The 23,615-nt window shown below is 33.7% G+C and carries 17 protein-coding genes; 12 read left to right on the plus strand and 5 right to left on the minus strand.

Features of this window, described 5'->3' with window-relative positions:
• Position 1 precedes the first annotated feature (1 nt).
• From VB796_RS00070 to VB796_RS00115, 10 genes are all read left to right on the plus strand, one after another.
• Positions 2 to 826 carry a transketolase gene (locus VB796_RS00070; protein ID WP_323344464.1) on the plus strand — a complete coding sequence of 275 codons (825 nt, stop codon included), beginning with the start codon at positions 2 to 4 and terminating at the stop codon, positions 824 to 826.
• Positions 827 to 901: 75 nt separating this feature from the next.
• Positions 902 to 2,887 (plus strand): NAD-dependent epimerase/dehydratase family protein, encoded by a 1,986-nt coding sequence (locus tag VB796_RS00075; protein ID WP_323344465.1) that lies wholly within the window; start codon positions 902 to 904, stop codon positions 2,885 to 2,887.
• A 100-nt stretch (positions 2,888 to 2,987) separates the two neighbouring features.
• Positions 2,988 to 3,896, plus strand: a complete 909-nt coding sequence (locus VB796_RS00080) for a transketolase (protein WP_323344466.1) — start codon at positions 2,988 to 2,990, stop codon at positions 3,894 to 3,896.
• Between the two features lie 48 nt (positions 3,897 to 3,944).
• A complete protein-coding gene (locus VB796_RS00085) occupies positions 3,945 to 5,603 on the plus strand; it encodes a hypothetical protein (protein WP_323344467.1) in 1,659 nt (552 codons plus the stop codon).
• 39 nt (positions 5,604 to 5,642) lie between these two features.
• Entirely contained in the window at positions 5,643 to 6,755 is a 1,113-nt protein-coding gene (locus tag VB796_RS00090; RefSeq protein WP_323344468.1) for an acyltransferase, read from the plus strand.
• 103 nt (positions 6,756 to 6,858) lie between these two features.
• The gene (locus tag VB796_RS00095; RefSeq protein WP_323344469.1) at positions 6,859 to 7,599 is read left to right on the plus strand and encodes a glycosyltransferase family 2 protein; all 741 of its coding nucleotides are present in this window, start codon (positions 6,859 to 6,861) and stop codon (positions 7,597 to 7,599) included.
• A gap of 180 nt (positions 7,600 to 7,779) precedes the next feature.
• On the plus strand, positions 7,780 to 8,880 hold the full coding sequence (gene glf / locus VB796_RS00100; protein WP_323344470.1) for a UDP-galactopyranose mutase: 1,101 nt from the start codon (positions 7,780 to 7,782) through the stop codon (positions 8,878 to 8,880).
• Positions 8,881 to 8,952: 72 nt separating this feature from the next.
• A complete protein-coding gene (locus tag VB796_RS00105; protein WP_323344471.1) occupies positions 8,953 to 11,592 on the plus strand; it encodes a hypothetical protein in 2,640 nt (879 codons plus the stop codon).
• A 1-nt stretch (position 11,593) separates the two neighbouring features.
• Positions 11,594 to 12,997, plus strand: coding sequence for an MBOAT family O-acyltransferase (locus tag VB796_RS00110; protein WP_323344472.1), 1,404 nt, complete (start codon positions 11,594 to 11,596; stop codon positions 12,995 to 12,997).
• A 10-nt stretch (positions 12,998 to 13,007) separates the two neighbouring features.
• Positions 13,008 to 14,033 (plus strand): hypothetical protein, encoded by a 1,026-nt coding sequence (locus VB796_RS00115; RefSeq protein WP_323344473.1) that lies wholly within the window; start codon positions 13,008 to 13,010, stop codon positions 14,031 to 14,033.
• Between the two features lie 154 nt (positions 14,034 to 14,187).
• Here VB796_RS00115 and VB796_RS00120 read toward each other — a convergent pair whose 3' ends face one another.
• Positions 14,188 to 14,772 carry a carboxymuconolactone decarboxylase family protein gene (locus VB796_RS00120; RefSeq protein ID WP_323344474.1) on the minus strand — a complete coding sequence of 195 codons (585 nt, stop codon included), beginning with the start codon at positions 14,770 to 14,772 and terminating at the stop codon, positions 14,188 to 14,190.
• 99 nt (positions 14,773 to 14,871) lie between these two features.
• The gene (locus VB796_RS00125; RefSeq protein ID WP_323344475.1) at positions 14,872 to 15,414 is read right to left on the minus strand and encodes a peroxiredoxin; all 543 of its coding nucleotides are present in this window, start codon (positions 15,412 to 15,414) and stop codon (positions 14,872 to 14,874) included.
• Between the two features lie 191 nt (positions 15,415 to 15,605).
• Between VB796_RS00125 and VB796_RS00130 the strand changes: the two genes are divergently transcribed.
• Positions 15,606 to 16,541: a hydrogen peroxide-inducible genes activator gene (locus tag VB796_RS00130; RefSeq protein ID WP_323344476.1), complete on the plus strand. Its 936-nt coding sequence runs from the start codon at positions 15,606 to 15,608 to the stop codon at positions 16,539 to 16,541.
• Positions 16,538 to 17,824 carry an MFS transporter gene (locus tag VB796_RS00135; protein ID WP_323344477.1) on the plus strand — a complete coding sequence of 429 codons (1,287 nt, stop codon included), beginning with the start codon at positions 16,538 to 16,540 and terminating at the stop codon, positions 17,822 to 17,824. Before VB796_RS00130 ends, VB796_RS00135 begins: the two co-directional genes overlap by 4 nt.
• Positions 17,825 to 18,130: 306 nt before the next feature.
• Here the strand turns inward: VB796_RS00135 and VB796_RS00140 are convergent, their stop codons facing one another.
• The 3 genes from VB796_RS00140 to VB796_RS00150 form a co-directional block, all read right to left on the minus strand.
• The gene (locus VB796_RS00140; protein WP_323344478.1) at positions 18,131 to 21,199 is read right to left on the minus strand and encodes a lantibiotic dehydratase; all 3,069 of its coding nucleotides are present in this window, start codon (positions 21,197 to 21,199) and stop codon (positions 18,131 to 18,133) included.
• A gap of 147 nt (positions 21,200 to 21,346) precedes the next feature.
• A complete protein-coding gene (locus VB796_RS00145) occupies positions 21,347 to 22,063 on the minus strand; it encodes an SDR family oxidoreductase (protein ID WP_323344479.1) in 717 nt (238 codons plus the stop codon).
• Between the two features lie 92 nt (positions 22,064 to 22,155).
• On the minus strand, positions 22,156 to 23,547 hold the full coding sequence (locus VB796_RS00150; RefSeq protein WP_323344480.1) for a GH1 family beta-glucosidase: 1,392 nt from the start codon (positions 23,545 to 23,547) through the stop codon (positions 22,156 to 22,158).
• Between the last annotated feature and the right edge of the window lie 68 nt (positions 23,548 to 23,615).

Raw genomic sequence — 23,615 nt, forward strand, 5'->3', positions numbered from 1 at the left:
AATGATAACCTCAAAGAACAATACCCTCAATTCTTTTGCAGACTTAAAAAAGTTGCAAAAGACCTTACGCCTCAGAATTCTTGATATGTACTTTACCGCCAATGCAGGTCATATTGGCTGTTCATTGTCATGTGTTGATTTAATGATTGGTTCTTTGTTATCTCATAAACAAGAAAATGAAGTATTTCTACTCTCTAAAGGTCATGCAGCAGCAGCTTTATACGCTTGCTTAAATGAATCAGGGGAGATTTCAGATGAAGCTCTAAAAACATTTTATAAAAACGGAACTGTCCTTCCTGCTCACCCTGCTCCCAACAAAATTGCTGGAATTCCATTTGCAACTGGTTCTTTAGGACATGGTTTACCCATCGCAACGGGTATTGCACAAGCGAACAAAATCCTCGAAAATGGCGAATACACCTACGTTTTAATGTCGGATGGAGAAACAAACGAAGGCACAACTTGGGAAGCCGCCCATTACGCTGTTGCCAAAGGATTGGACAGCCTAATTGTCATGATTGACAAAAATGGATTACAAGGTTTCGGTAATACTGATGAAATTTTAGGGGTTTCCGCCGATAAAAATAAATGGGAAGCAATCGGATTTGATGTTGTTGAATGCGATGGACACAATATCGAAGAAATTTATAATCAAATTGACCTTTTTAAAGCTAAAAAGAACGGGATACCAAAATTATTGCTTGCCAATACTATCAAAGGAAAAGGCGTTTCATATATGGAAAATCGTATGGAATGGCACTACTTACCCATGAAACCAGAGCAATTTGAAATCGCTATCAATGACGTTAATAATAATTACGTTTAACCGATAAATAGGTCTTTGTATAAAGTTCAAAATCAAATTGCCCATATTCAAGTTTTAAATCTTCAATAAATAAAAATGACCGATTCGGTAAAAGAAAAAATCCTATCTCTCAAAGGTCCAATCTTCGTTTACGGAGCAAGCGGTTTTATAGGTGCAAATCTTTTTAAAGATATTTTCAGTATTCGTAAAGATTGCTATGCCCTTACGCACGATGCCCAAAAAGCATGGCGATTGAAATTACTTGATATTCCTGCTGCCAATATTGTTCACTGTGATATTGTCTCTAATTATTCGGTTCAAGAGGTTTTTAATACTTATAAACCTAAAACCATTTTTAATTTAGCGGCTTATGGTGCCTATTCTAAGCAAAAAAATATACCTCTTACTTACGAAACGAATGTAATTGGTACAGTAAACCTTTTGGAAAACCTCGCTTCGGATATGGTGTATATTCACGCAGGGAGTAGTTCTGAATATGGTTTTAACTGTACTTCTCCTAAAGAAACGGATACGCTTGAACCCAACAGTCACTATTCAGTGTCAAAAGTTTCAGCGGCTTATATGATTCAGTTTTACGCAAAAGTTCATGAGAAAAATGCTGTAAACCTTCGTCTTTATTCAATTTACGGCGATTGGGAAGAACCCGATAGATTAATTCCAAAATTGATTGAAAGTGTAAGACAACACAAACTTCCCAACTTTGTTTCTCCAGAAATTAGTCGTGACTTTGTTTATATGTCCGATTGTGTGGAAGCTTTCATTGATTCTGCGTTGAAAATGTCTCCAGAAATCAGAGGTAAATCTTATAACATTGCGAGCGGTGTAAAAACGACAATTGGTGATTTAGTTGAAATTTGTCGCAAAGAATTTGACATAAAAGAAGAGCCTTCGTGGGGAAGTATGCAAAACCGTTCGTGGGATTTAGCAGAATGGTTTGGTGACCCAACTGAAGCCAATAAGGATTTGGGATGGAAAGCAAAAACGCCACTAAATCAAGGACTTAGACAATATTTTGATTGGCAAGAAGGTATTCAATACGAAGGAAAATTATTGCCTGCATTTCAAAACCCGTATCTAAATCCTGTTATTACCGCTATTATTGCTTGTTATAGAGATGCTGAAGCGATTCCGTTCATGTACGAGCGTTTGGTGAAGACATTTAACGAAATGAAAGTTCGCTATGAAATCATTTTCGTAAACGACTGCTCGCCTGATAATACCGAAGAAGTTTTGGAAGCCATTTGTAATAAAGACCCCAATGTTATTGGAATTACCCATTCAAGAAATTTTGGTTCACAAGCAGGTTTTTTATCAGGAATGGAAATTTCTACGGGTGATGCCGTTGTTTTAATGGACGGTGATTTGCAAGACCCTCCAGAAGTTATGCCTAAATTCTACGAAAAATGGATGGAAGGCTATGAGGTTACTTACGGAGTTAGAGTTCAGCGTGAAATGCCTGCATGGTTACACTTTTTCTACAAAACCTTTTACAAAATCTTCAAGAATATGTCATACATCAATATTCCAAAAGATGCAGGCGACTTCTCGATGATTGACAGAAAAGTGGTGAAAGAGTTAATTAATTTACCAGAAACTGAACAATTTTTACGTGGATTAAGAGCTTGGGTGGGTTTTAAACAAACAGGAGTAGATTATATTCGTCCCGAAAGAATGTTTGGTGTTTCTACCAACAACTGGCGTAAAAATATTTGGTGGGCTAAAAAAGCAATATTTTCATTCAGCTTTGTACCCTTAGAAATCATGTCTTACACTGGTTTCTTTTTGACTTTAGCCTCTATTTTAGGAATTGTTTGGCAAGTATTAGCAAAATTATTTTTCTATCCAGAAACACCATCAGGACTTTCAACAGTTATTATTTTGGTGATGTTCTTCGGCGGAATTAATATGTTAGGTATCAGCTTCTTAGGTGAATATATTGCCAAGATTTTTGAGGAAACCAAAAAACGTCCAAAATTCATAAGAACGAAAGTTAGAAAAGGAATTAAGCGATACAACACTTCAGAAGAAATTAAAAGATTAGTAGAAGAACAGAGAAAATAGAAGAAAAGGAAATAAAGAGGAATGTGTAAATATAGAAAGAGGAATTAAACACCCTTAGTCTTTTCTTCATTTCTATATTGTCCATTCCTCCATAAAAAATATGAGAAGAGAATTTTCAGATGCCATCGAAAAAATTGCCCTTGCGGACGAAAAAATCGTTTTTATCACGGGTGATTTAGGCTATAATGCACTTGAAAACTTACAGGAAAAGTTAGGGAATCGCTTCATTAATGCGGGTGTTGCCGAACAAAACATGGTAGGTTTGGCGGCAGGAATGGCATATAAAGGCTTTAAAGTATTTTGTTATTCCATTGCTCCTTTTGTCGTTTATCGTTGTTGGGAACAGTTTCGTAATGATGTTTGCTTACACAATTTACCAGTTTTTATCGTTGGCAATGGCGGTGGTTATGGCTACGGAATTATGGGAAGTTCGCACCATGCCATTGAGGATATTGCAGGTTTGAGTAGCCTTCAAAATGTAAAATGTTGGATTCCAGCTTTTGCAGATGACGTTGAACCATTTGTTAATCAGATAGTTGCAGATGGTCGTCCTGCCTATTTGCGTTTGGGTGCAGGGAAGCAAACACCTGCTCACGAAGGGAACTTTGGCAGTTTAAAAATGGTCGTAAAATCAAACGAACCGAAAGGCACAATCGTTGCGTTAGGGCCAGTTGCCAATAATGTGGTGAGTGTTTTAGGACAAGAAGAATTTGCTAATAAATTCAATCTTTTAACGGCTCAAAATGTCCCATTAAGTATTGATTCAGAAGGCTTTAAATTATTACAAACCACTGAAAATCTGTTAGTTGTAGAAGAACACGTGAGTATTGGCGGTTTAGCACAACAGCTTTCAGTTCAGTTAATGGAAAATGGAATTTCCTTCAAAAAATTCATTAGTCTCCGTGCTGAAGGCTATCCAGATGGCACTTATGGCGACCAAAATTTCCATCAAACTCAATCAGGTTTAGATGCAAAAAATATCGCTGAAAAATTAAGACTTTTCGTATAAGTAACACAGACTAAAGTTTGCGTTACCATTTACCATAATCCTTATCCATTGAAGAATATTTCACAAAAAAATATTATCTGGGGCATCATTATTCTATTACCAATCGCCCTGTATTTTTACTTTCTTTCAGAATATGCCATCAATATTCCGAAATGGGATGACCATGCACTGAAAGCATTTATTGTAGAATTTCAAAATGCTGATGGATTAGTAGCCAAAATACAGTCAATCTTTAAACAACATAACGAACACCGCATCGCTTTTGATCGTTTTTTCACCTTGATTGTTTTCTATCTTCACGGCACAATTGAATACCGCTGGCTCATGTGGATAGGTAATTTCACTCTTATCGGGATTCTATTTATTTTCTTCAGAGTCTTCAAAAAAACGAATTTACCAATTGCTTACTTCGCTCCTATCCCACTCATATTCTTTCAGTTACAACTTTGGGAAAATACTTTTTGGGGAATGGCAGCCATACAAAACTTTGGCGTTGTCTTTTTTATTTTAGGGTTAATTTATTTAGTAAGTTCTGCTAAAAAAAGTCATTTCTATTTAGCTATTTTATTTGCCTTCTTCGCTACTTACACGAGTGGAAACGGCATCACAGCTTTCCCAATTTGCATTGTCTTATTGCTTTTACAAAAAAGATTCAGAGAAAGTATCATATTCGGACTGATTTCTGCCATACTTATATTTTTATACTTTTTCCATTATCAAATGCCACCGAGCAATCCACCGATGAATGGAATTGGCATTGGAAAAATAGCTTTAGGTTTCCTCTCCTTTTTGGGTTCAGCATTCGACTTACTTCCGTATTCATCAGGGAGAATTAAATTGACCATTTTATTCGGAACATTCCTTTTTATTCTTAGTGGAATCATTGCTATTTATCTAATTTTCAATAGTAAACTGATTAATCAACGACGTGAATTATCACAAATTGAGCTTTTTATCTTAGGCACTTTGATGTTCTTAATTGGCACAGGAATCGTAGTTACCTATACACGCATTAGTTTTGGCGAAATTGGTTTATTGACAAGTAGATATAAAATTTACTCCATTTTATTGACTGTCACGCTTTACTTATCCATTGTTTCTAAACTGAATCTGACTCGATTCTCTTGGTTAACTTTTCCAATTGTGGGAATTGCAATTCTATTCAATTTTATTACCAATTTTATTAATTTCAAGGAAGTTGTAAATTTAAGAAATCAGTTAATGTCATTTTCTTATAATTGGGCATTGGATACATCTGTACCAATTGATAAAAATGGTTTAAAACTTTATGAATCTCCAAGATTGCCCTTAGACAATTATTTGAATCAATTTAAAAAGTCAGTAAAAATATCACCAATTTGGCATGAGAAAATAACAAAATCGGTCAACGCCAACGGAGTTTTTATTCAGAATTCAACATTTATAAGCAACGTTAATAAGACCAATAGCGTCAACATCATTGTTCAGTCTTCTACCAAGACTTATTTAATGCCGACTCAATTGACAAATTACCCTGTTCCTGCATTTATCAGAACTGGTAAATATTGGCAAAATGGTTTTGTAAGTGATTTGAATTACAATGAGTTTGAGAATGATAAATACTATTTAGGTTTGGTGGTACAAGAAGGGAAAAATATGAAAGCATATTATTTAAACGACTCCTTGATAGTTAATAAAAATAACCAAAAAGTAAAGACGAATTGGTAGAAATACATAAAACTCGTTGACTCATCCGCAATTTTAACAATGAAACAAGAAACATATTTTACACAACTTGATGGAATTCGCTTTTTAGCGGTTGGTTTGGTATTAATCGACCACTGGTTAGCGGAAAGAAATGTACTTCCTTTGGGCGTATTGGGTGTAACAATGTTCTTTGTACTAAGTGGTTTTTTGATTACTCGAATTTTAATTCAAAGTAAACTGAAAGACGATGCCGTTGGGCGTAGTCATTGGTTTTCGGTAAAACAGTTTATCATTCGTCGAAGCATCAGAATTTTCCCCATTTATTTTTTGACGATTTTTGTATTATATGCACTGGACGTTCCGCCAGTTCGAGAAACGGTTTGGTGGTGTTTAACCTACACAACTAATATTTATATTGCCACAAAAGAACATTGGATGGGAACAATTGACCATTTGTGGTCATTGGCAGTTGAAGAACAATATTATCTTGTTTTTCCATATTTGATACTTTTTTTGCCAACTAAACATTATTTAAAAGTATTATTTTCCATGATTATCCTTTCTGTAATTATCAGAATAATCTTGTTTCTTAATGGTAATGAATGGATGGTTCAATATGTTTTAATGCCTACTTGCTTAGATAGCTTTGGTTTAGGTGGACTTTTAGCCTATTATTTCACCTTCAAAAAGGAAACCGTTTTCAAAGAAATTAGTACCACTAAATACTTAATTGCCAGTTTTATATTATTAATATCATTGATGTTTTTTGTGCGTCAGTATCAACTTTCTTCAAACCAAGTTCATCATTTTGGCAATTTGGTTTTAGAGAGATTTATAGGGTCATTATTCTGTTTCTTCTTAATTGCCAAAGCAGTAACGGGCTACGACGGAATTATGAAATTCATCCTTGAAAATCCTGTCAGCAGTTATTTAGGACGAATTAGTTACGGTTTATATCTATATCATAATTTTGTTTACAACGTTTATCACACCCCAAATACAAGTATAGTGATGAAGGTTTTGCATAAAATACAGTCCATTGTGCCAAGTCTTAGTCAAAACCTAAGCTTTGAATTATTGTATTTTTTAGGCATCACCGTATTTTTAGCAACTTTATCATGGTATCTGATTGAAAAACCTGTCAATAATATGAAAAAATACTTCACTTATTGACCATTAGATAAAAACACTGTTAAGATTGTTCGAGAATTTCGTTAATATAAACGTTATTCGGTATTTTTGTAAAATTATTTTTAGCTTCCAACAACCCTTTTTAATGAGCATTAAATTAGCAATCGTCATGCCCGCCTACAATGAACAAGAGTGCATGGCAGACGTAGTAAAAATTTGGTCAGATTTATTAGACACTGAATTTGCAGGAGAAAATACTCGACTAATTGTAGTAAATGACGGGTCAAAAGACAATACGGGAAAAATTCTTGATTCTCTTAAACCACAATATCCTAAACTTGAAGTTGTACATCAGGTAAATGGTGGTCATGGAAATGCGGTTGTCCATGCTTATAGAAAAGCGGTGGAGTTAGATGCTGAATACATTTTCCAAACGGATTCCGACGACCAATTTATTCCAGAAGATGTTAAGAAACTTTGGGACAAAAGAACACAATCGGACTTTATTTTGGGATACCGTCAAATCAGACATGACGATATTTTCAGATTATTGATAACCAGAATCCTACGTTATAGTATGTTCTTTGTTTATGGAACATTCATCATGGACTCTAATATTCCTTTTAGATTGATTAAAGGAACATTTTTGAAGAAATTATTATCTCAATTACCTAATCCTGTGCCATTTGCACCCAATATTTTCTTGGCGATTATGGCTAAAAAATCGGGACAAGAATTGTTTAATATTCCAATTGTTCACAAAGAAAGAGCCACAGGTGAAGTTTCAATCCAGAAAATGAAACTTTTAAAAGTTTGTTGGCAGTCATTTAAAGAATTATTGAATTTCCGTTTAGAATTAAATAACAAAATCAAGAATTTGAAATAGATATTAGGCACATCATAGGTATGAGATAGTAAGTATAAGGTAATAAGTGTGAGAAATTAGTAGTTTATTGTAATGATGAATATTAGGCTTTTGATATTTATATCTACCACCAACTATTACTTTGTATCAACAGCCGAATACCTGATAATTCATACCTAATACCTAAGACAAACCTCAAATATGAAACAATACGATTATCTCATCGTGGGTGCTGGTTTATTTGGTGCTGTTTTCGCTCACGAAGCCAATAAAAAAGGAAAGAAATGTTTAGTCATCGACCGTAGAAATCACACGGGAGGAAATATCTTTTCAGAAGAAAATGAGGGTATTAACGTTCACAAATACGGAGCTCACATATTTCACACCAATGACAAAGGTATTTGGGACTACGTAAATTCATTTGTTGAGTTTAATCGCTACACCAACTCTCCTTTAGCAAATTTTGAAGGTGAATTATTCAATTTACCTTTCAATATGAATACTTTTTATCAGTTGTGGAAAGTAAAAACACCCGAAGAAGCACAAGCAAAAATCCAAGAACAAGTTGAAGCGTCGGGTATAACCGACCCTCAAAATCTGGAAGAACAAGCTATTTCTTTAGTTGGAACTGATATCTACCATAAACTTATCAAAGGTTATACCGAGAAACAATGGGGACGTAAAGCAACTGAGTTACCAGCTTTCATCATTAAAAGATTACCATTGAGGTTTACATTTGATAACAATTATTTCAACGATAAATATCAAGGTATTCCGATTGGAGGTTATAATAAACTTACTGAAGGTTTGTTAGCGGGTATTGAAGTAAGAACCCAAGTTGATTTTTTTAAGGACAAAGAATCTTTAATGGCTTTGGCTGAGAAAATAGTTTTTACTGGAAATATTGATGAATTCTATGATTATCAATTTGGAAAATTAGAATATCGAAGCTTAAAATTTGAGCATGAAGTAGTAGATAAAGAGAATTTTCAAGGAAATGCAGTGGTAAATTATACAGAGGCTCACATTCCATATACTCGTATTATTGAACACAAACATTTTGAGTTTGGAAAACAAGCAAAAACTGTAGTAACCAAAGAATATCCATGTGAATGGTCAGCAGGAATGGAAGCTTATTATCCTGTGAATGACGATAAAAACACAGAATTATTCAAAAAATATCGTGATTTATCACGCCAGGAAGAAAACATTATCTTCGGTGGACGATTAGCCGAATATAAATATTATGATATGCACCAAGTAATTGGTTCGGCATTGGCAACAACAAAAGCGGTGCTATAATTTATTTGTAAAGCATTGTAGAGCCAATATAAATTCTACAATGCTTTACAAAATCTTAAAACTCTCCTTACCATGAAAAAACAGTTATTTTTATTAGCAATCGCTATTTTGGGAATCGGAGGTTATGTTTTTTATCAGAAAAAGAATCAGCACAGTAATGCAATTACCAGTTTTATTCCTGATAATACGCTTATTTTATTAGAAACAAACGAAATATCTTCCGCTAAAAACAAGATTATTCCTCGCCTTCCTCTTCTTTCTCAAGCAGCTTCACAATTTCAAATTTTAAAGAAAATCGGTCTTAGTAATAACGATATTCATTCTTTATTGCTAAAAAAAACACTATATTTTGCTATCCTTCCCGAAGGAAAAGATGATTTTGCTTTTGTGAATTATTTACCTTTAAATGCTGATAATGAAGACTTTATCGAGAAATTAGATAATTTAAAACAGAATAGTAACGGAAATAGAATTATTTCTCACAATACACAAGGCTTTAAAATTTCTGAAGTGATTGATGAAAACGCAAAATCGATATTTGCCTTTATTATTCAAGATGATTTCCTAATTTTTAGTGCTTCAAGTTTAGTATTGGAAGAAGCGATTTTGCACAAAAAAAATAAGTGGGTTACAACCCTATCATTGAATAAAAAAATGATAGAAAGCGATTCTATTTTCACGCAAACCCATTTTAACACTTTATCTATCAACGATTTTTTGCAAGATATTTCAAGTGAGGATAAAAATAATAGTTTCCCCAATTTACTGTCCAATACTTATCAGTGGCTTCAACCTACCAAAAACACCATAGAGGCTATCAGTATTGCCAATAATGAAAAATTATTTGAGGGACAAAAACCTTCAAATATCCAATGCCTGAACATGATACCAAATTCAAGTTCATTTATTTTAAATGTAAGTTATTCAAATCCTGAAAGTCTTTTCAAAAAAATAGATGGGCAACTTGAAAACGACGATAAAATAAGTAAGCTAAGAGACAAGGCTTCAAGTGCATTTGATTTCGATTATAACGAATTATACAGCAAAATAGAAAATGAATTAACATTATGCAGTTTTGATAACAATGACCAATCCGTTCATAATAAAGTATTGATTATCAAGCAAAAAGAACTACAAAAGCTATTAAAAGTGATAGCAAAAAATGTAGCAGCCGAGAGGAAAGAGGATGTTTTTAGTGTACAATATGGTAGCTTTTTAATTACTTCAATCGGCATTAGAGAATTTCCAAGTATGCTTTTAGGTGGTTTGTATGTTGGTTTTGAAGAAAGCTATTTTGCAGAATATGGCAATTTTGTAATTATTGCGAGTAACTTGGGAATGATGCAAGATTATCTGCAAAGTATTGGAAAAGGTGATGTGTGGAGTAATTCTGCGAAGAACAAAACCATTTTAAAAAATTGTATCCCTGCCAATCTTACTTTCGTTGCCGAAAACGAAAAAGCAATAAAAGGCATTGGTAAAATTTTAAATAACAAGTGGTCAGCGAAATTAGTGAGTCAGGAAAAAACACTTTTAAATGTACAAGCTGAAATTTTACAACAGAATTCTACCGAAAGTAGAATCGTACTATTGAAAAATATTGAACCAAGCAAAACAACTCAAAAATTTGCCAACAAATGGGTAAAATTGAGTGGAATAGCCATTTCTGCACAAAAAGAACCCGTATATTTAATCAATCCTGCCAACAAAAATTCAGAAATATTAGTACAAGGAAAAGATAATAAATTGAGTCTTTTTGAAAATGGTAAGAATATTTGGAGTTATCCGTTATCAGATAAAATAATTGGTCAGGCTAAAAATGTAAATACTACAAAAGGAAATTCACAACAATTATTGATATTGACGGCTACAAAAACATATATGTTAAGTCGGAAAGAACATGGTTTTACCGTAAAATCAAGTAAGAATCCGCAAAAAGTAAACTTTGAATCATTTAATGTTTTTGAAAATGAAGCTGACAAAAATGAGAATCTTACTTTAGTGAATGACAGTGGCGAATCTTTCAAAATAAATAAAGAAACTTTAGTCCTCACTCCTTTTCATAAAACATCACGAAGTCGAGTTATTTTACCTATTCCCAGTCTTATGATTAAAGGAATGGAGTATTCAGTAATTTTGGAAAAAACGGGCAACTTATACTTACAAAATGCCAAAGGGGTTTTAGCTCAGGGATTTCCTGTAAAATTAAATAATAGTTTCAATGCTGCCCCAATTTTGGAAGGTGGAAATAATAATTTAGGAATAAGATTATTAAGCGAGAAGGGTGAACTTTACAAAATTAGTCTTGAAGGAAAAATTCTTGAAAAAAGACAAATGTTTCGTCCAGATAATGAAGTAAAATTTATATTCACATCTGATACAAGAAATAAGGACTGGGTTTTGATGCGAACGGACGGCAAAACGGTTGTGGTAATGGATAAAAATGAAAAAGAATTGTTTACAATTAAGGACTCAAATTATGGAAAAAAAGAACTTAAATACTATAATTTAGGAACGGCTGGAAAATACTTTGCTATAACGAATGGGTATGAAAATTATCGTTTTTACAATGAAAATGGCGAAAGCGTTGGAACATTACCAATTGTATCAGAGTTTCCTCCAAATATCTCTTATTCAGATTCTTACAAAAAAATAATGATGAATATTACTACCCCAAGTAGCATCGAAACTTGGTCGGTAAAAATACGTTAATATGCTCTTTAATTCTCTCCATTTTTTTATATTTTTTATTATTGTAACGCTTGGATACTGGTCGTTGGGATGGTCAGGTCGTTGGAAACTACTCCTTTTTGCAAGTTGTTATTTTTATATGATTTTTCAACCTGTTTATATTATTATCCTATTTTTTACGATAATAATAGATTATTTTGCAGGTATTTGGCTTGAAAATACAGCAGGGAAACAAAGAAAATTACTCTTAATTCTCAGTATTATTTCTAATGTTGGAATTTTAGCTTTCTTCAAATATTACCATTTCCTGTTTGATAACGTAAATCATATATTTGGCTTTTTACAAGTAAAAAATCCATTGCCCATTTTCGATTTTGTACTTCCTATCGGTTTGTCATTTCATACTTTTCAAGCGATGAGCTACACGTTTGAAGTCTATCGTGGCAATCAAAAAGCAGAACGACACTTTGGAATTTATGCTTTGTACGTAATGTTTTATCCGCAATTGGTAGCTGGACCAATTGAACGCCCACAGAATGTCTTACACCAATTCCATGAAACATATCAATACGATTGGGAGAAAGTAAAAAGTGGTTTAATGATGATGGCTTGGGGCTTATTTAAAAAAGTTGTGATTGCAGACCGCTTGGCTATGTTTGTGGATTTTGCCTACAAAAACCCAAGTGAACAAACTGGATTAACACTTTTTATGGCAACGTTTTTCTATACTTTTCAGATTTATTGTGATTTTTCTGGATATTCGGATATAGCTCTCGGTTCTGCCCGAGTAATGGGGTTTGATTTGATGGAAAACTTTAGAACGCCTTATTTCTCCACATCAATTTCTGAATTTTGGCGACGTTGGCATATTTCACTATCTACTTGGTTTAGAGACTATTTATATATTCCTTTAGGAGGAAATCGTGTTTCAGAATGGCGAAGATATTTCAATCAGTTTTTCGTTTTTATGGTGAGTGGTTTGTGGCATGGAGCAGCATGGACATTTGTAATTTGGGGTTCATTGCACGGTTTTTATCTAATTTTAGCCATATTACGAGATAAATATTTACCTAAACTATCCTTACCCAAAAACCTTTTAGGCAAAAGCATAAACCTAATTTCAACTTTTTTATTAGTAATGTTAGCGTGGGTTTTCTTCAGAGCCAAAGGAACACATGACGCTTTGGTAATATTGAAAAAAATAGGCACTTTATCATTATCACAAAGTTTTAAAACACCATTGAACAACGTTGAAATGTGGTTTTCAATTGGCTTAATTATATTCTTACTTTGGAAAGAATATAAATTCTTCCATATTGACACCAGAAACTCAGCGAAATTTTTCGGTTTATCGGTACTGTTTATTGTAATAATTTATTTCTTTGGTGTATTTGAAACCAACCAATTCATTTATTTCCAATTTTGATTTTAACTGAATGTCTTCAAAAATTTTAAAATATTGTATCCTTTTCATAGCTATTTTTTTATGGCTACAAGCATATTCTCCACTGATTTATAAATCTACTGGACTATTTCCTGACGACTATCGTTATGGCGATTTATACCGTCTTTCCTACTTACCCGATTTCAAAGAAAAAGCCACAAAATGCCCAACGCTGAAAAAGGATATTGCTAAACAAAATGTACATTTATTTATCATCGGTGATAGTTTTACAGAAGCAGAAAGAGTAAGCCAAAACGATTTTGATGTAACAAATTATTCTTATATACATTGGGCAAAACAGGCAGATATTCAATTAGATACAAACAAAAAAAACATTCTTATTTTAGAAACAGTTGAACGGACTTTCAAAGAACATTTTTCACAAAAAGCAGAGAATTTCAAAACAGAAAGAACAATAAGTAAGGGAGTTCAACCTCAGAAATCATGGAAACAAACGCTCCGAGATAATTCAACAGAATGGCTGAAATATATATTTCCCAAAGGCATTGAGGAGCGTTTAGAACATACTCTTTTCAATTATGATTTTTTCTTGAAATTTAGAGAGTTAAAAGCAACATTGAATCACCATGTTTTCGGCAGAATTGAGCATAAAGTTGTGCTATCTAAAAATGAAAAAAGTTTATTTTATTTTGAAGAAGCAGATTCAACTAATGAATATTCAGCATTTTATCCCATTAGTCAGGAAGAAATTGATAGGTTTGTACTGAATATTAATGAGACTCGAAATGCTTATTTAAAGGCAGGTTTTGATGAAGTTTACCTTTCGGTTATTCCCAATAAAATAAGTATTTTGTCTCCAGATTTAGGAAATTATAACCGCTTAATAGAGCGAATTCAATCAGATAAGCGAGTACAAACGCCCATTATTGATACTTATGCTGATTTCAGAAAATCACCCGATAAAATTTACTTGAAAAGTGATACGCACTGGAGTTGTGCAGGAAGAGATATTTGGCTGGAGAAAGTCAATAAAATATTAAAAAAGCCAACTGAATAAGTTGGCTTTTTTTGCTATTAAATATTAAGAATAAATTATTAAAATTGACTTCGTTCATTTGGTAGTGGCGTATAGCATACGCCAACATTGCCATAACATTGGCGTATGCTATACGCCACTACCAAATGTCAAATAATTTATTCCAAATACTTAACTACAATAAAGTAATTACACTTTTCACCACCGCTCCCAAACGAACAGCATCAAAAATGCGTTGTTCAGTTGCTCCGTGTTGTTTTACAGATGCTTCGTGCGAAGTAACACATAATTCGCAACCATTTATTGCTGAGATTACTAAACTTAATAACTCAAAAAACTCTTTTCCTAAAACTGGCGACATCATAATTGACATACGAATGCCAGCAGGAATATTTGTATAGCTGTCTTTGTTCATGAAGTGACGGAAACGATACAAAATATTATTTGCATTCATTAACGACACACAAGAAGCTACTTCTAATAATTCCTTCTCCTCTACTCCTTTCGCTTTCGCAGATTCTTCAAGTGAAGCAATTAAATCCGTTGCTTTTTCATTAATCGCAATTGAAAGAGCAATCAAAACCGCCTCTTTTTCATTTAAAGTCTGAGCTTTTAATGAGTTTGAAAGATTAATTTTTAAGTCTTTGATATAACGGTGGTCTGCTGCATTGAGACGATTCAAGAAAACGCTTTCAAATTCAGCAGGAAGATTTATTTCTGCCAAAAGGTTTTTCTTAGTTTCACTTACTGTTCCAAACATAATTATTAATGATTATGAAATACAAAAAAGAAGCGTTGTAAAATTGTTCGTCAACAAAACCTGTTAAGAACATATTTTACAACGCTAAAATAATTTAAACTATGCGTTAAGCGTTTCTTCTCCTTGTTTCCAGTTGCATGGGCAAAGTTCGTCAGTTTGTAAAGCATCTAAAACTCTTAATACTTCGTCAACGTTACGACCAACTGATAAATCGTTAGCACATACCCAACGGATAACACCTTGTGGGTCAACGATATAAGTTACACGGTAAGCAATTTTCTCATTTGCTTCTAAAATTCCTAATTCTTCAGCTAATGACTTTGAAGTATCAGCTAACATTGGGAATTTTAAACCACGTAAATCATCATGATTGTTTCTCCAAGCCAAGTGAACAAATTCAGAGTCAGTTGAAGCACCTACAAGAACTGCATCACGGTCAGAAAAATCATCGTATTTTGCATTAAAAGCGGCAATTTCAGTAGGACAAACGAAAGTAAAATCTTTCGGCCACCAGAACATTACCATCCACTTATCTGCATTTTTATGGTCTTCAGAAGTAATATCGTGGAATTCTTTCCCTTTTTCAAGAGATACTACGGCTGTTTTTTTAAAAGTTGGGAAAATTGAACCTAATGATAACATGGTTTTAATAAATTAAAGGATTAAATTAAAATAAAAATAAGAATAATACTATTTAAAACTTCATTCTGAACAAACTGACTAAGTTTATCCTTAAAAAAGTATTATTTTCTTCTGTTCTACAAATTTGCATCAAAATGATGTAGTAAAACAAATTGATAATTTCGATATTTGTATCACTATAATCTATAAGTATGACAATAACTCAATTAGAATACATTTTGGCAGTTGAAAAACATCGAAATTTCGTTCAAGCTGCGGATAGTTGTTGCGTTACTCAACCGACGCTCAGTATGCAAATCCAAAAATTGGAAGACGAACTTGGTATCAAAGTATTTGACCGCAGTCGCCAACCTGTTGTAACGACACAAATAGGCTTGGAAATTCTCCAACAAGCACGCCTAACTATTTCTGAATTTTATAAAATAAAGGATACTGTAAATGCAGGGAAACATGAAATTTCGGGAGAAATACGTTTGGGAATAATTCCGACACTTGCCCCTTATTTATTACCCTTATTTTTGATGGAATATTTGAAAAAATATCCTTCAATTGAACTAAAAATCAAGGAATTAACAACTGACAGAATAATTCATGGCTTGAAAAATGATGACTTAGATTTAGGTTTAGTTGCGACTCCCTTACAACAACCAAATCTTGTGGAGCATCCCATTTTTTATGAAGAATTGGTACTTTATGTCTCAAAAGAAAATGCCATTTACAAGAAAAAATACGCCATTTCAGAAGATATTAACCCAAAAGAATTATGGCTTTTGGAAGAAGGACATTGTTTGAGGTCGCAGATTGAAAATCTTTGTGAATTGAAGCGAAAATCAATTGGTAGAAATCAATTTGAGTATCAGGCAGGAAGTTTAGAAACGCTCAGAAAAATGGTAGAAAGAAATCAAGGAATTACGATTTTACCAGAATTGGCAACCATGGATTTTGACGAAGAAAGGTTAAATTTGATTAGAAAGTTTAAAAGTCCTGCTCCAAAACGAGAAATCAGTTTAGTAGCCCATAAAAACTTTGCAAAATCTGGCATTCTCAAAACCCTAAAAACCAGCATTTTAGAAGCCTTACCTGAACAAGTTAGAAACAATAAAGATACAAACGTATTGAGTTTATGAAAAACAACCCTAAAGTCCTAACCGCTTGGACCATGTATGATTGGGCTAATTCAGTCCATTCTTTAACAATTACTTCAGCTATTTTCCCAATTTATTTTCCCGTTGCAGCGGTAATGATGCCGTCTAAAAGCACAACGTTAGATTTCTTAGGTTTTCAACTCGAAAATACGGTTATCTACTCGTATGCGGTTTCTTTGGGATTTCTTTTGTTGGCATTTTCTGTACCTTTAGTTTCGGCAATTTCGGATTATACAGGCAAGAAAAAAGTCTTCATGCGGATGTATTGTTTCTTAGGAGCAATTTCGTGTATGATTTTGTACTTTTTCAAAGAAGGAAATTATTATTTAGGCACATTTGCCTTTCTATTTTCTATTGTTGGTTGGGGCGGTAGTATTGTATTTTACAACTCTTATATGCCCGAAATTGCGACCGAAGACAAATACGATTCACTTTCAGCAAAAGGCTTTACGATGGGGTACATTGGAAGTGTAATCTTGTTAATTCAGAATTTGACAATGGTCTTAAAACCAGAATGGTATGGTGGAATTACGGGCGGAGAAGCCTCAAGAATTTCATTTTTAACGGTTGGTATTTGGTGGATTGTTTTTGCTCAAATTCCCTTTCATTATTTACCAGAAACTCAAAATGCACAAAAACAAACGGGCAATTGGATTTTCAATGGCTTTAAGGAATTAAAGAAAGTTTTTGGAGAATTACAGAAGCTAAAAACAACCAAAAAATTCTTATCTGCATTTTTCTTTTACAATATGGCAGCCCAAACCGTTATGTATTTGGGAGCATTGTTTGGCGGACAAGAATTAAATTTACCTTCTGATGCCTTGATAATCACCATTTTACTGATTCAATTAGTGGCGATTCCTGGAGCTTATATTTTCTCTAAAATCTCCGAAAAAGTAGGTAATACGAAATCCCTTTCATACATCGTTATCATCTGGATTGTGATTTGTATTGCAGGATATTTTGTGTATTCTCGCAATGAATTCTATATTTTGGCAACAGGAATTGGTTTTGTCATGGGTGGAATTCAATCGCTTTCACGCTCAACGTACGCAAAAATGTTGCCCGAAAATACACATGATACCGCTTCTTATTTCAGCTTTTATGACGTTTGCGACCGCCTTTCTACCGTAATTGGTACATTCATGTTTGGACTTGTCAATCAATTAACAGGAAGCATGAGAATGAGTTTGTTATTCCTAACGGCAATTTTTGCGATTGGCTTTATCATACTTTCGCAAATTCCGTCAAAGAAAGTCTATTAATGAAGCTGTTTAAATTTGTCGAAGCAAATTTTGACATTACTTTGAAATAATTGACAATTTACATTGATAGCGAAAGTATAAACAGTTTCGATATCGCAGAAAGAAATTGATGCTACAAATTTATCCACCTCTGAACGGATTTAAGGTATTTTGTAGCATCAATTTTATCTGTATTTGATTGCGTAATTTGAATCTTAACAATCACCAAAATAAATTACTCACTTCTATTTTGGATGTTTTAGGATAGCTTTATTTAATAATTTTGGTTGGTATTTTGATAAATAAATTTTGTTCAAAATCAGACAATTAAGCCTTTTTACTTTTCGCCATTTCGGTTTGATAATACCTAAACAAGAAATCATACATCACCAATTCGTGTTGGCGTTGACTATCTGAAATAGCTCTATTGACAGTCATGTGAATAATATCGCTTAAATATTTAAACAAAACTCCTCCCGTTATCCGCTTTTTTATCTGCTCTATACTACTTTTAGTTTGCCGACTTTTATGGGCAATTGACTCAAATAATGGAGCAAATTCATGAGATTCATTCAAAGAATTATCTAAAATACGTTCAATAGTCCGACGATTATCTCTAAATCGCTGGTCAATTTGGTGTTTGAGTGACTTATCCATATCAAATTCAACGGCAAAGCTATTTTTCATTCTTTCTAATAAATCCTTCTTTTCAGCAATTGTCAAATCAAAATCGGTTAAAAAAGCGTCAATTACTTTGAGCGTCCATTGCCAACGAATTGGTTCTCGTTCGTCTCCCCACGTTTGGTCGAGCATTTGTAGAATTGCGTAACTATCCTCACAAAAAAGCGTCTCGGTTAATTCCATGACACTTTCACCATATCGTTCTATTTCTCTTTGATAAGTTTCAGCTTGCACTTTCCATATAATCCCCTCATTTTCAAAAGGTTGTAATACGTCTTTAATCATTTGAAAGACTTTACCCAAAACAGACAAATCTGTCAAATGAACCCTAAAACGGATATGCTTCTCGGGGTCAGCATATCTGATAAAAAACCACTTATCAATCAAATTTTCGCTTACAAGATGGTCTAAAACAGGTTTTAAAGCCTGTACCAAAAATTTATCCGCAACTTTTATTCCTGAGTAAAACTTTAGATACAACCATTCTGAACCTAAAGAAAAATTTCGTTGAATAGCGTTTTCTGTATCCTTTTCCAACGACTTAGTATTTTTGTACACAACATCTTCATTAATCCAAGCGGCAATAAATTGATTTGTAAAACCTTGTCCTGCTTCATTTTGTACGGGACTATTCTCGTTTTGATAGAAAAACTCCTTCAATTCAATTTTATCTCGTTTTTTAATTGCATCAATCCAAATTTGTACACTGAGTGGACTGTTAATATTTACCAATAATTCATTGTCATAATCTGCTAAAACAAAATGAGTTGGAAGTTTCCATTTGGAAATAAATCCATTCAGATTTTGCTCAAAATCCTCTGATTTACAAGAAGTTAATAATTCAAAATCTTCTTTTTTAAGTTTCCAAGTAGCCAAGGTCAACACTACATTTTTATAGGTTAGTCGAGGAATAAAACTGGCATTGGGAACAAGCGAAGTCCAGCCAATATCTAAACCTCTTTGCAAACCTTGTGTTTGTAAATCACTCAAAAAATGATAAATCGGAAGGGTATTTTGTGAAAAATTATGGGCATTACTCAATCGAGGAATAATTTCTTTTCCTAATTTCTTAGAACGTAGAATTACTCTATCTTGCTGTAAATCTACCGAAACGAACAAATCGTCTAAAGTAATTTGGTTTTCAAATGGTAAAGAGGATTTCGCTAAATAAGGAATTTCGTATGATCTAAAAGGTGGGTGCAAAAGAATATTCCCTATTCTATTTTCGGGTAAATGAACAATTTCAGCAAAAATAACATCTGGGTTTTTCTGCTGCTCAGCATGGGCAATTTCTTGTATAATTTCAAGAATATAATTATCTGCATGGGCAAATCTCCCTAACAAATTTACGGCACTTGAACCACTAATTCCTTCAAAAAATATGGGCAAATTTTCATCCCCAGTAAGTCTAAACATCACAGATGAAGACGGTGGAAGTTTAGTATTATTGGAAGCATATTCTTTAAAAAACGTCTCCTCCAAAGCCACTTTATATTCGTTCTGTTGAACTGCATCAAGCCAACGTTTAAAGAGTTTTTGTTGAAAATCGTTGTGTGATAATTGAATGGTCGTTTTCTTTTTCTCTGGTAAATTCAATCCGTCGGCAATAGGCGTACTGCTATTTTTTCCAGTATCTCCATAACCAATTCCTGTTTCAGTGTCTAAGGCAAATAAAAGAGGTAACTCTTTGGTTTCATAACGTTCAAAATAATCTTTCCTAAACTTTACAATCGTCTGATTTTCAGAAATATTAGCAACTTTAGACAATATATTTCGTACATCTTCTAATGCCAATTTAACGTCATTATTTACGGCTTTTTGAGTAAATATTTTTACAGAATCTGTCTGAAAAAGTTTTCCTTCTTCATAAGGAACTTCAAAAGATTTCAATACTTCTATTACTCTTTCATAGGCACTTATTGGATTATAATCGTTGGTGTCTATTTCAGCTAAAAGCAGGTCAATTTTATCTAACAATTCAGATAATTGTCCTTGTGGAGCTAATATTTTTCGAATTTGTTTCGTAAAATCATCCCCTGTGATTGCTGGTTCTAATTCATTAACTAAAAGTTGAGTTTCTATCAATTCTTCGATAAAACCGATTGCTTCTTCTTCAGAAATTTCGTCATCAATTAAGTGCGGAATCATGGATTGAATGGTTGCACCATTTTTGCACAAATCTAATACCAATTGAATATACTCCGACCACGTGATAGCACTAATCTGATGATGTCTTTTTCCGCTAACATATTTATATTCCACATAGCGGATTTCATCGCTAATTTGGTAAATACTTGAGTTTTGACTGTATTTCAATGAAAACTTTATTTCTGGTATTTCTGATAATTTTTGGGCTAATGCTCCTGCAAAGTGCATATCCAGACGAGTATTTCTGCCTGAATTGCTCGCTATTTTAAGCGAAGTTTCATCTGCCCACTCCACCACTCCACAGCCTGCAAAAAGTCCAAAAGGAGTACATCTACTGCACATTCTACTGTAATATTTACCAAGAGATAAAGGGATTTTCTGTAACTTTTTGGGGTCAGTAATTTTTCCTTCTTTCCAATTTATTGCCTCTTGAAAAAGTACAGGCGACGCTAAATAAACCGCCTCCGCAAATTTAGGATTATCAAGAAATTGTTTTAGGAAAGTTTCCGAAAGTGTGTCAGAAAAAGGCAGAGATGGTGTTCTGATAATGAGTTTATCATGAAACATAGCTAAAAGGTTGATTCTTTAGGTTTAATTATTATAGAGACACTTTGATGCGTCCAATTTGGGAGCATCAAAGTGTGAAGATAATTAAAAATCTGTATTAGCTGATTTTAGATAGCGTTTTTAATCAAACTGATTGTCGAGAATTAATTAATATTCTTGACTCATTGGGTGAATCATCAATTCGTCAATTACGACGTGCTTAGGAGCTTCTAAAATGTAGGTTATGACATCTGCCATATTTTGTGACGATAAATATTTCTCTTGGTGCGGGTCGCCTTCGGCACGATTATGAAAAAATGTATCTACCAAACCCGAGTACACTACTGAAACCTTGATTCCATCTTTGCGAACCTCTTTTCTGAGTGCCATCGAGAAAGCGTCTTGGGCGTATTTGGAAGAACAATATAATGAACCACCATCAAAAACACGCTTAGCAACGTCTGAAGCTACATTGATAATATGCCCTGCTCCTGCTAATTTCATATTTGGAATAGCCTCACGACAGAATAAGAAAGTCCCTTTCACGTTGGTATCGTATATCGAATCCCAATCTTCCGTTGAAATTTCGGTAGCTTGTTTGAAAACCCCAAAACCTGCATTATTGACCAAAGCATCAATTTGTCCGAAAACTTGAACGGTTTTTGAAATTGTATTTTTAACAAAATGTTCGTCAGCTACTGAACCCACAAAAATTTCTGCTTTTCCGCCAATCACCTCAATTTCAGATTTCAAGCTCATTAATTCTATTTCGCTACGAGCAACTAAACTTACATTTGCCCCTTTTTCAGCTAAGGTTAAAGCTAAAGTTCTGCCAATTCCTTTACTTGCACCCGTGATTAATACAGTTTTATCTTTTAATGACATTTTTTGTTTATTTGGAATGAATTTGATTTCTTCAAAAGTAAGCAGAAATCTTTCAACATAAAAAAAGCCAAGAAAATCTCTTGGCTCATTTATCAATCTAAAAATGCTCTAAACCATTTCGCCGAATTTTTTAAAGTTCGCTTTTGGGTTTCAAAGTCAATGTGGACTAAACCAAAACGTGGCGTATAACCTTCTGTCCATTCAAAATTATCGGTTAATGTCCAAGCCATGTAGCCGTTTACTTTTATGCCATTTTGTTTTGCCTTTAGAATATGTTGCAAATAAGATTCATAAAAACGGATTCGGTCAACATCGTGAATCTGGTCTTCGTGAAAAACATCTTCAAAAGCTGCCCCATTTTCTGTAATGATTATTTGCTTAATGCCTTCATATTGAGCCATTTGCTCTAAAATCTGACACATTCCATCAGGTGAGATTTCCCAACCGATATGGGTCAAATCGGTTACATTTCTGTGCTGAGGTTTCACTTCGGTAGCTCCTAAATAAGGCATCCACCAAGCGTTTTTGACAACAACTTTAAAATAATTTTGTAAACCGATAAAATCAAAATCAAAGGCAAGTTTAGCTAAATCACCTTCTTGAACGTACTTTTTCGTCATTTTCTTCAGAAAAGGCAAATCTTCAACAGGATAACCCATGCCCAAAGTTGGCTCAAGAAAAAGGCGATTTAAGAGTGCGTCGGTGCGTTGTGCGGCTTTTATATCGGCAGGTTTATCGGTTAATGGTTCAACAAATGAACATGAAAAAGTTGTTCCAATTACTGCATCGGGTACATTTCTACGAATAATTCTTCCTCCTTCTGCTTGGCACATCGTAGCATGATGTATGGCAGGCAAAAAATTTCCCATTCCCATTCTACCTGGAGCATGATAGCCCGTCATATAGCCCAAACCCGTAAAACCCGCAGGCTCATTTAGCACCATCCAAAATTTGACTTTACTGGCAAATTCACGAGTAACTACTTCGCAATAATCAGAAAACCAGCCAATTACCTCTCGATTTGTCCACCCTCCACGGTCTTCGAGTATTTGTGGTAAATCCCAATGATAGAGCGTCACACAAGGTTCAAGCCCATTTTCTAAACAACAATCAATTAATTGGTGATAAAACTCTAAACCTGCTTGATTAACACTACCGATTCCATTGGGCAAAATGCGAGTCCAAGAAATTGAAAATCGAAAAGCATTAAAATTGAGTGATTTAGCGATGAGAATATCCTCTTCAAAACGATTGTAAAAGTCACAAGCTATTTTGGCGTTTTGTTTATCCTTGATTTTATGCTTTTTATTTGAAAATTTATCCCAAATGGATTCACCTTTTCCATTACTATTCCACGCACCTTCATTTTGGAATGATGCCATTGCCACTCCCCACATAAATTCGTTGCCAAAAGCTTCTTTTGAAAACTCATTCGACTCATTTATGGATTCTGTAAAAGAACTAATTATTTGATTATCTTGCATTTACACGTATTTTTTTTCGGGGTGCAAATGTAGATATTTTTTTTGTGATGTTAATATTAAATTTTACG

This window comes from Arcicella sp. LKC2W (assembly GCF_034931005.1).
GTDB lineage: Bacteria > Bacteroidota > Bacteroidia > Cytophagales > Spirosomataceae > Arcicella.